Here is a 9549-nt window from a genome sequence, read left to right on the forward strand (position 1 = left end):
CCCGCGAGAAGCCCTATTGCCCCGTCAACCGTGTACCCAGCGTCGATGCAGCCCACGCGCCAGGGCATCCAGCACAAACCCCAGCACGCCAATCAGCAGCACCATCGCCATCAGCTCGGAGTACGCCAGCCGGTCGCGGGTATCGAGAATGAAATACCCAAGCCCCGCACTCACGCCCAGCATTTCGCACGGTACCAGCACGATCCACAGAATACCGATGGCCAGACGCACCCCGGTCAGCACATGGCCGATCACCCCCGGCACGATCACCTTGCACAAGGTCTCCCAACGCGTGGCGCTCAAGCTGCGGCTCAGTTGCAGCCAGCGTGGGTCCAGTTGCCGTACCCCTGCCGCGGTGTTCAGCAAGATCGGCCACAACGCGGCAAACGCCAGCAGGAAGTAGATCGGCTGGTCACCCACGCCCATCAGCATCACCACCACCGGCATCCACGACAATGGCGAGATCATGCGCAAAAACTGGAACGCCGGCGTGGTCGCCGCCTCCAGGTGCCGGTAGCTGCCAACCAGCAAGCCCAACGGTACCCCTATCAGCAGCGCCAGCAGCAGCCCGACCAGGATACGCTTGAGGCTTACCCAGATATGCCCGTAGACCTCGCCCTGCCCCAACAGCTCGACCAGACTGGCCAAGGTAGCCGCCGGTGAAAAGCGCGCCGACAGGCCGTCGGCCTGGCCGAACATGGCAACACCGGCCCACCACAACAGCAACAAGGCCAACAACCCGGCCAGCCCAAGGCCGGCATGTACGACATGGGTGCGCATCAGACCGCGAACTCCTCGCTACGCTCGAAGTTGTCGGCAATGCCGAACACCGACGGGCCGCCGACTGCAGCGATGGCATTGCGCACGAAGCGATCGTCGACCAGATCGCGGGCGGTCTGCGCCGGGTCCAGCCCGGCCAGGAAGCCGTTGTCGCCTTCGATCAGGGTGGTTTTCAGGCGCTTGACCAGCTCTTCGGTGTAGCTCGGGAACGGGTATGGCTGGAAGTCGATGCGTTTTTCGTCCCACTGCTGATGGCGAATGGCGCCACTGGCAATATAGCCTGCACGGTCCTCGGCGGCAGGCGCCAGAACCTTGGCCAACACCGCAGGCTCGTGCGGGGTGTACTTGTTGGGGCCGGCCTTGGACAGCAAGGCCGCGGCCTCGGCGCGGTGGTCGCGGGTCCAGTGCTGGGCCTTGACGATGGCGTTGACCACCTTCTGCGACCACTCTGGACGGTTGTTCAGGTCATGTTCGTGCATGAACACCACGCAGCAGGCGTGATTGCGCCACACATCGCCGGTAAAGCGCTGCACGCGGCCAACCTTGAGGTTTTCGGCCAGGGCATTGAACGGCTCGGCAACGATGTAGCCGGCGATGCGCTTGCTGGCCAGCGCCGGTGGCATGTCGGACGGCGGCAGCACCAGCAGGTTGACTTCGTTGGCAGCTAGCTGCGCATTGGCCGGCTTCGACACCGGCGACAGACCATTGTCGTTGAGCATCTGCTGCAGTACCACGTTGTGGATCGAATACCAGAACGGAATCGCCACGGTCTTGCCACCGAGCTGTTTCATGTCGGTGATATCGGGCGCCACGGTCAGCCCCGAACCGCCCACATGGTTCCAGGCCACCACTTTGGCCGGCACTTTGCTGCCATAGCGCGCCCATACGGTCATCGGCGACAACAGGTGGATGACGTTGACCTGACCCGAGATGAACGCCTCGATCACCTGCGCCCAACTGCGCAGCAGCACCGGGCGCTCGGCCTTGATGCCTTCGGCCTCGAACAGCCCGTTGTTATGCGCCACCAGCAGTGGCGTGGCGTCGGTGATCGGCAGATAGCCGATGCGCACCGGTGCGTCCGGCTCGGCGGCGGCGCGGGCCTGCAAGCTCGACAGCAACGGCAGCGCACCGGCGGCGGTAAGCATGGCTCCGAGTTTGAGAAAATCACGACGCGATGAAGTGGAACAGCAGTCATCCATGCACATGGACAGCCTCCGAGGGCAACGGGGTTGAGGTAGGTTCGACTGTGCGGCTTGCCCGCCGAAGGGTTTTGAGAATTTCGATGCGCAAGGCGCCCAGTTCTTCGATCCGCTGCGCGCGCGGTTGCGCCAGGTCGATGTGCCATTGGCCGAGGATGTGCGCTGGGTGGTTGCCCAGTAGCAGAACCCGGTCGGACAGCAGCAGGGCTTCGTCGATATCGTGGGTAATCAGCACCGCCGCCGTGTTGTGGGTAGCGATCAGTTGCAGCAGCAGTTGCTGCATGTCGGCCCGGGTCACTTCGTCCAGCGCGCCGAACGGCTCGTCGAGCAGCAGTACTTCGGGCTGGCGGGCCAGACAGCGGGCCAGCGCGGTACGCTGGGCCATGCCGCCAGACAGCTGCGCCGGGTACTGGCCACGGGCATGCTCAAGGCCGACAGCGGCAATCGCATGATCGATGCGTGCACGCCGCTCGGCAGCAGCCAGTTTGGGCTGGCGGGCGAAGTCCAGGCCAAAGGCAACGTTCTTCTCCAGGCTAAGCCACGGCAGCAGGCTCGGGTCCTGAAAAGCCACCGCCAGACGCGGGTGCGGCCCCTGCAGCGGCTGACCGTGCAGGCTCACGCGACCGCCACGGGGCTGCTGCAAGCCTGCCAGCACCCGCAGCAGGCTCGACTTGCCGACGCCGCTGGGGCCAAGGATGCTCACGACTTCGCCCGGCGCCAGCTGCAGGTCGAACTGCGCCAGCACTTCCTGCCAGCCACCTTCGCGTGGGTAGCCCAGGCTGATGTCACGGGCCTCGAGCAACACTGCGCTCATGCGGCGCCCGCCTGGCGTTGCAGTTCGGCGCGCAGTTGCACCAAGCTGGGGGTGACGATCGGCACGAAGGCCGACTCACGCCAGCGACGGGCAAAGCCTTCGCCATACTCGCTGAGATAAGCCTTGCCACCACTGGCCTGCAACTCCAACTGCACGGCGTCGGCGGCACATTCAGCCAAGGTGATGCGCAGCTTGAACAAGGCCGCTGGGTGTTGCTGGAAGCGGCCTTCGAGCAGGCCCTGCTTGAGCTCGCTGACGGTATTTTCCAGGCGCTCGCTGAGCACCTGACGGGCTTCGTCGAGGAACGAGGTGCGCCCATGCAAGTGCGCCAGAACCTCTTCCAACGCCCGTCGCGCCAGGCCGATGGCCATGCCGCACTGCAGCGCCAGGAACGCCGGGCGTACCCGTGGCAAGAATTCGCGGGCATTTTCATGCAGCAGCCAATCACGCGCCAGCGGCACCTGGTGAAACGCCAGTGCTGCCGTGTTGCTCGACTGCAGCCCCATCAGTTGCAGGTCGTCAGAGCGCTCCAGGCCCTGGGCATTGGAAGGAATCGCCAGTACGAACGGCGCGCCACCGGCTTCATCTTCGATGGCCGCCGCCACCACGAAGCCGCTCTTGCGCAGGTTGGTCACCCAATGCAGGCGCCCTTCCAGCTGCCAGCCATCGGCTGCCGGGCGGCCACGCACCTGCAGCGCTTCGATGCCGGACAGAAACTTCATGGCGTTGGACAGCCCGGTGGCACCGGCCAGTTCGCCCGTCAACAAGCCCGGCAGCAGGCGCTCGCGCAGGGCGTGGTTGGGGCTGTGCAACAGGTATTCGATGAAGGCGCGCTGGCCCCAGCAGACGAACGCCGCCGCCAACGATCGGCTGGCAATAGCGGCGATTGCCTCGACAGCGTCGGTCACCCGCCCGCCCGTGCCACCCTGCGCCGGGTCGACACCTATGCGCAGCAACTGCGACTCGGCAATCTGCGCCAGCACCTGTTGCGGTTCGCACAGGCCCCGGTCGATGGCCTCGGCATTGGCATCCAGCCATTGTCGAAATGCACAATCTTGCATGGTCTTGCTCCTTTTGGAACGCCGGGGCCGCTTGGCGGCCCATTCGCGGCACAAGGCCGCTCCTACAGCGACCGCGTCTGGGTCGCTATCACACGTGGGCTATGCAGTTGGCTGCCAGCGGTACTTGCCAAGCTCGTCGTTGAGCGGGGTCTGGGCGAAAACATTAGCAAAGTTGCACAGGGTTGCGAGACTTACGCCAAGAATCACTTCCAGGGCGTTGCCTTCACTGAAGCCAGCTTCACGGAAGGCCTGGTAGGTGGCTTCGCCGACGTTGCCGCGGGTAGCGATCACTTCACGGGCGAAGGCAGCCAGGGTTTCGTATCGGGCATCGGGCAGTTCACCACGGGCACGCAGGGCATCCACTACCTCCTGCGGTAGCTTGGCCTTGTTCAGCGCCACAGCCGTATGGCCAGCCACGCAGAAATCACAACCATGCACAGTGGCGGCAATCAACTGCACCACTTCGCGCTCGGCCAGGCTCAAGTCGGATTTACCATTGAGTGCCGACACGGTCACGTAGGTTTCCAGCGCCGCCGGGGCGTTGGCCAGCACGCCGAGCAGGTTGGGGATGAAGCCAGAATTCTTCTGGGCGTTTTCGAGAAATGGACGCGCCGCTTCCGGGGCGCTCTGCAGGGTGTGTAAAGTAATGCGCGAGGACATGGAGTGGTCTCCTTTGATGGGGGTCACTACAGTCTGTTGGTTATAAGAATTACCCTCCATATTCATCAGTCGCCTTTCCTTGCTCCTGAGTCTTTGCATTAGATGATTTCGTCCAGCCACCTTGTCGATTGGTTATTAGAAAGCCTGGAGCTCGATGCCAGCCTGTTTCATGTGGGCCGCTACTGTGGCGGCTGGCATGCCAGCACCCAGGGCATGGGCCGCGCCAGCTTCCACCTGGTGGTGCAGGGGCACTGCTGGTTGCACATCGATGGCCAACCGCAACCGGTGCGGCTGGAAAAAGGCGACGCGGTGTTCCTGTTGCGCGACCTGGCCTATCGCTTGTCCAGCGACCAGGACCCGGTAGACGCCTGCGCCCAACCGCGCCAGGCCATGCAGGCGCTGGACAGCGAGGCCAGCGACGGCGTTGGGCTGGTCTGCGGCTTCTTCCATTTTCAGTCGGGCCTGACTTCGCTGATTGTCGAGGGCCTGGCTGACTGGATCTTGCTGCGCGCCGAAGACCCCGCTGGCAGCGCAGCGCGGGCGCTGTTCGGGCTGATTCTGGAAGAATGCCGGCGTGCCGCAGGCCCGTCGCAGGTATTGCTTGAGCGGCTGACGCACCTGTTGTTCCTGTACGTGCTGCGCCAGCAGGTAAATGCCGAGCAGTCACTGGGCGGGCTGATCGCCCTCGCCCGCCAGCCGGCATTTGCCGGGCTGCTGGAACAGTTGGTCGCGCAACCGGGGCAAGCCTGGACGCTGGAGAGCATGGCCGCCTGCACCGGTTTGTCGCGGTCGGCGTTTTTCAAGCGGTTCAGCGAACTGGCCGGGCAGTCGCCGGGGCAAGTACTGTTGGCGCTGCGCATGCGCCATGCCAGCCAGTTGCTGCGGGCAGGAAATACTGTTGAACAAGTGGGTGCGCAGGTGGGGTATCAGTCGGTGGCAGCGTTTACCCGCGCGTTTGCCAAAGCGGTGGGGGTGCAGCCGGGGGCGTACCGGCGCCAGCATGAAGGGCGCTGAAAGCGTTACTGCTGTAGCGGCCCATTCAGACTTGGCTGACCGGTATGTCCCCGCCTCCTTTACCTTCCCGCCGCTCACCCATCCAGCTATTGACCTGTTGAGCGAACTCGGCCGGGGCCTTGCGCCCGAACCGTCGCGCCAAGTCCAGTATGGTCTGTTGCGCCAAGGCCTCTTCCATACGCTTCTGTGCCCCCAGCATCACCGCATGAATCGCACAGGTGCCTTCAGTCGCCCACCCCGGTGCAGCACCGTCGAACAGCGTGCAGCGTTCGCGGATTTCGCGACAGTCGAAGATCTTCTTCGGCCCATCGATGGCATTGACGATGTCCAGCACGGTGATTTCGTCCGAAGGCCGGGCCAGGCGGAAGCCGCCGCGCACACCTTCGGTGGCAACCACCAGCTTGGCGCGTGCCAGCTTGGTGAAGACCTTGGCCAGGTACTCCTGGGGCACACCTTGCAACTCCGCCAGATCGCGCACGCTGGACTCGCGCGAATCACCACGCTCGTCCACCAGGAACAACAGGCAATGGATGCCGTATTCGACGCCAGCACTGTAAAGCGACATTTCAATCTCCGACCAACTTTGTCGCAAATAATACGCGGGTAACGCCAGCACCGCAAAGCGGTCCTCTGCCTTGAAGTGCTGGAGCGCCAACCGCATCGCGCTGCAAAAGGCTGGCGTCTACCCGCGCAAAGCCTTCACTTCGCCTTTCTTGCCGTCCGTCTCGCGCAGGTATTCCTGCAGCGAGTCATCCATCGCCTGCATCCAGCGGGTATGGTGGGGCACTGCTTTGGTGCCGGTGAGCACCGAGCGGTACGATTTGTCCCGGTAGCCCATGATGTCGTGCTTCTTGTCCTGCTTCCATTGCAGGAAGATGCGGTTGACCGCATCGATATCGAAGCGTGGGTAATCGGTCTGCTCGATCAGGTGCTTGATGTATCGGCCCTGGAACTCGTACATCGAAGCCGTGGTTTCCAGCCCCTCTTCGTCCTCGCGCCAGCGCTGGCTGTCGGCTTGCATACCGGCCCTGGACGGTAGCTTGATGCGGCCCATCATGTAGTCACGGGCAAACCATGCCTGTGCGTCGAACAGGTTGAAGCTGTACCAGAGGTCTTGCATGCCCAGGTACAGCAACTGCGGGTTCTGCTCCCATACCACGCCCTGATACAGGCCCGCAGGCCACAGGCGGTTGTTGGTCTTGAGGGTCAGCTCATCCGGCAGGAACGGGAAGTGATGCTGGTAGCCCGTGCACAGGATGATCGCATCCACGCGCTTGCTCGAGCCATCGGCGAAAAACGCCAGGTCGTTTTCGACCCGTACCAGTTGCGGGCGCTCTTCCCACCCCTTGGGCCATTTGTAGCCCATCGGCTGGGTACGGTAGGCCGTGGTGATCGAACGCGCGCCGTACTTGTAGCACTGCGAACCGATGTCTTCGGCGGAGTAGCTGCTGCCGACAATGAGCAGATCCTGCCCCTTGAATTCCACCGCTTCGCGAAAATCGTGGGCGTGCAGGATACGCCCGGTGAAACGCTCGAAGCCTTCGAACTCCGGCACGTGTGGCGTGGAGAAGTGCCCACTGGCCACCACCACGAAATCGAACACCTGCTCGATACCGACCCCTGCGCTGTAGTCATGGGCGCTTACGGTGAACTCGCGCGTGCGCTCATTGAAACTGACGTTCTTCACCACTGTATTGAAGCGAATGTAATCGCGCACCCCGGCCTTCTTCACGCGGCCCTGAATGTAGTCCCACAGCACCTCACGCGGTGGGTACGAGGAAATCGGCCGCCCGAAGTGTTCATCGAAGCTGTAGTCGGCGAACTCCAGGCACTCCTTGGGGCCGTTGGACCACAAGTAGCGGTACATGCTGCCGTGCACCGGCTCGCCATGCTGGTCGAGACCGGTGCGCCAGGTGTAGTTCCACATACCGCCCCAGTCGGCTTGTTTCTCGAAGCAGACGATTTCCGGCATGGGTGCGCCCTGGGCATGGGCAGACTGGAACGCACGCAGTTGTGCAAGGCCGGACGGGCCGGCACCGATGATTGCTACACGAAGAGTCATAGTGATTCCTGAACAGTTGAACGCTGAAAAAAATGCAAAGGCTCCCCAACCCCGAACGGCAAAAAGCCGGGGGTAACGGAGTTCAGGCGTTACGGTGCAGGCGGAGGGACGGGGCGTTTGCGCATCTGGTGGAGCAGGATGTTGGCGGGAGGAGTCGACAACACGTGAAACAGGCTTGAAAGCGGGGAAAGGATCATGGGGGTGGGCCCGTATCCATCAGCGCAGGGCGCAAAATGGGGGCCTGAGGGGCGCAAGATACGTGTGTTCTCGTACATGGGGGCTGCAATGGCCTCTTTTCTTTGTGGTTTCCTTTTTATCTATAACGGATGGGGCTGGGTATATCAAGGTTTGTGGCCCTGCTGTGCCACACCCGCAATCACCCCTGCCGAGCATTCGGCAGGGGCGACTGCGGTTTGGAAACGCTTGCACAAACAAACTACGACCACTATAGTCGGAGTTATTGATGCAACACGACTCACGGGGCGAATCCCCCTTTTCCAGCGGAGCACAGCATGAAATCGAACATCCTCATCATCGGTGCCGGCTTTGCCGGTGTCTGGAGCGCCCTGAGCGCAGCACGCCTGCTCGACCAGTCGCAACGCGACGACCTGAGCATCAGCGTGCTGGCCCCGCAAGCGGAACTGCGCATTCGCCCGCGCTTTTACGAGGCCAACGCGCACACCTTGAAAGCCCCCGTGGGTGAACTGTTCGAGGCCGTTGGCGTGCGCTTCATTACCGGTAACGCCGAAGCCATCGACGCCGATGCACGCAACGTCAGCTACACCGACAGCCACGGCCAGCGCCAGCAGATCAGCTACGACCGCCTAATCCTTGCCGCTGGCAGCCAGGTTGCACGCCCAGCAGTCCCAGGCCTTGCCGAACATACCTTCGACGTCGACCAGATGGAGTCGGCCGTGCGCCTGGAGCAACACCTGACGGGCCTGGCCGCCCTGCCCGCTTCGCCTGCACGCAATACCGTGGTGGTCTGCGGTGGTGGCTTCACCGGTATCGAAACGGCCACCGAAATGCCTGCGCGGCTGCGCGCCATCCTCGGTAACGATGTACGGGTGCTGCTGGTAGACCGTGGTGCCAGTGTCGGCGCGGCGCTGGGCGCGGGCATCAAGCCATCGATCGTTGCGGCCTCGCAGTTGGCCGGCGTCGAATGGCTGACCGGCACCTCGGTGGTGGCCGTGGATGCAGGCGGGGTCACCCTCGACAACGGCGACTACATCGCCAGCAACACCGTGATCTGGACCGTCGGCGTCAAGGCCAGCCCGCTGACCGCACAGGTTGCCGGCGAGCGCGACAACTTCGGCCGGCTCAAGGTCGACGATCACCTCAAGGTGATTGGCCAGCAGCACATCTATGCCACCGGGGATACCGCCTGGGCTGCCGTGGATGAAATCGGTAACCACGCGCTGATGACCTGCCAGCACGCCATCCCCATGGGCCGTCACAGTGGCAACAACGCCATGGCCGACCTGCTTGGGGTGACGCCCGTGGTGTACCGCCAGCCCAAGTACGTTACCTGCCTGGACCTGGGTGAATGGGGCGCGGCATACAGCGAAGGCTGGGAGCGCGAATTGAAACTGCAGGGCCAAGAAGGCAAGGACCTCAAGCGCCAGATCAACTCGGTGTGGATCTACCCGCCGGCAGCTGACCGCGCCCTGGCCCTGGCCGCCGCCGACCCGATGATCGCGATCGTTTGACGGCAAAAACCTGACAAAACCGTCAAAAAACGACGGTTTTGTCAATTATTTCGTTACATTGAATGACTGTTCAACAATGATGGCCATATGGCATCATTCAAATCAAAAAGTATGCAAGAGGGTGAGGCACACAACACAATCCGCAGCGCATCAAGAGCCTGGCGCCTTACCGGTGTTCCGGCTTTTCCGTCCAAGCTCCTGAGGCCTGCACGCCACCGTCAAGGAGCATTCCATGCAGTTACGGAATATG

The 9549-nt window shown here is 62.8% G+C and carries 9 protein-coding genes; 2 read left to right on the top strand and 7 right to left on the bottom strand.

Features of this window, described 5'->3' with window-relative positions:
• Window positions 1-24: 24 nt before the first annotated feature.
• The 5 genes from APH35_RS19545 to APH35_RS19565 all read right to left on the bottom strand — a co-directional run bounded on the left by APH35_RS19545 (window position 25) and on the right by APH35_RS19565 (window position 4514).
• The gene (locus APH35_RS19545) at window positions 25-780 is read right to left on the bottom strand and encodes an ABC transporter permease (protein ID WP_060493298.1); all 756 of its coding nucleotides are present in this window, start codon (window positions 778-780) and stop codon (window positions 25-27) included.
• Window positions 780-1985 carry an ABC transporter substrate-binding protein gene (locus tag APH35_RS19550; protein WP_012271923.1) on the bottom strand — a complete coding sequence of 402 codons (1206 nt, stop codon included), beginning with the start codon at window positions 1983-1985 and terminating at the stop codon, window positions 780-782. The genes APH35_RS19545 and APH35_RS19550 overlap by 1 nt, the downstream gene beginning before the upstream one ends.
• A complete protein-coding gene (locus APH35_RS19555; RefSeq protein WP_012271922.1) occupies window positions 1972-2793 on the bottom strand; it encodes an ABC transporter ATP-binding protein in 822 nt (273 codons plus the stop codon). Before APH35_RS19555 ends, APH35_RS19550 begins: the two co-directional genes overlap by 14 nt.
• Window positions 2790-3854, bottom strand: a complete 1065-nt coding sequence (locus APH35_RS19560; RefSeq protein ID WP_060515314.1) for an acyl-CoA dehydrogenase family protein — start codon at window positions 3852-3854, stop codon at window positions 2790-2792. The genes APH35_RS19555 and APH35_RS19560 overlap by 4 nt, the downstream gene beginning before the upstream one ends.
• A gap of 99 nt (window positions 3855-3953) precedes the next feature.
• A complete protein-coding gene (locus APH35_RS19565) occupies window positions 3954-4514 on the bottom strand; it encodes a carboxymuconolactone decarboxylase family protein (RefSeq protein WP_041166474.1) in 561 nt (186 codons plus the stop codon).
• 102 nt (window positions 4515-4616) lie between these two features.
• Between APH35_RS19565 and APH35_RS19570 the strand changes: the two genes are divergently transcribed.
• Complete coding sequence (locus APH35_RS19570; protein ID WP_060493299.1) at window positions 4617-5528, top strand: AraC family transcriptional regulator; 912 nt, start codon at window positions 4617-4619, stop codon at window positions 5526-5528.
• Between the two features lie 25 nt (window positions 5529-5553).
• Here the strand turns inward: APH35_RS19570 and APH35_RS19575 are convergent, their stop codons facing one another.
• Entirely contained in the window at window positions 5554-6093 is a 540-nt protein-coding gene (locus APH35_RS19575) for an RrF2 family transcriptional regulator (RefSeq protein WP_060515316.1), read from the bottom strand.
• Window positions 6094-6210: 117 nt separating this feature from the next.
• Window positions 6211-7590: an NAD(P)-binding domain-containing protein gene (locus tag APH35_RS19580; RefSeq protein WP_060493300.1), complete on the bottom strand. Its 1380-nt coding sequence runs from the start codon at window positions 7588-7590 to the stop codon at window positions 6211-6213.
• A gap of 512 nt (window positions 7591-8102) precedes the next feature.
• Between APH35_RS19580 and APH35_RS19585 the strand changes: the two genes are divergently transcribed.
• Window positions 8103-9299: an NAD(P)/FAD-dependent oxidoreductase gene (locus APH35_RS19585; protein WP_060515315.1), complete on the top strand. Its 1197-nt coding sequence runs from the start codon at window positions 8103-8105 to the stop codon at window positions 9297-9299.
• Window positions 9300-9549: the final 250 nt, after the last annotated feature.

It is taken from the genome of Pseudomonas sp. NBRC 111132, assembly GCF_001320565.1.
Lineage (GTDB): Bacteria > Pseudomonadota > Gammaproteobacteria > Pseudomonadales > Pseudomonadaceae > Aquipseudomonas > Aquipseudomonas putida_P.

Coding starts and splice junctions, on each gene's coding strand:
- APH35_RS19545 (WP_060493298.1), bottom strand. CDS start 780: ATGCGCACCCATGTCGTACATGCCGGCCTTGGGCTGGCCGGGTTGTTG.
- APH35_RS19550 (WP_012271923.1), bottom strand. CDS start 1,985: ATGTGCATGGATGACTGCTGTTCCACTTCATCGCGTCGTGATTTTCTC.
- APH35_RS19555 (WP_012271922.1), bottom strand. CDS start 2,793: ATGAGCGCAGTGTTGCTCGAGGCCCGTGACATCAGCCTGGGCTACCCA.
- APH35_RS19560 (WP_060515314.1), bottom strand. CDS start 3,854: ATGCAAGATTGTGCATTTCGACAATGGCTGGATGCCAATGCCGAGGCC.
- APH35_RS19565 (WP_041166474.1), bottom strand. CDS start 4,514: ATGTCCTCGCGCATTACTTTACACACCCTGCAGAGCGCCCCGGAAGCG.
- APH35_RS19570 (WP_060493299.1), top strand. CDS start 4,617: ATGATTTCGTCCAGCCACCTTGTCGATTGGTTATTAGAAAGCCTGGAG.
- APH35_RS19575 (WP_060515316.1), bottom strand. CDS start 6,093: ATGTCGCTTTACAGTGCTGGCGTCGAATACGGCATCCATTGCCTGTTG.
- APH35_RS19580 (WP_060493300.1), bottom strand. CDS start 7,590: ATGACTCTTCGTGTAGCAATCATCGGTGCCGGCCCGTCCGGCCTTGCA.
- APH35_RS19585 (WP_060515315.1), top strand. CDS start 8,103: ATGAAATCGAACATCCTCATCATCGGTGCCGGCTTTGCCGGTGTCTGG.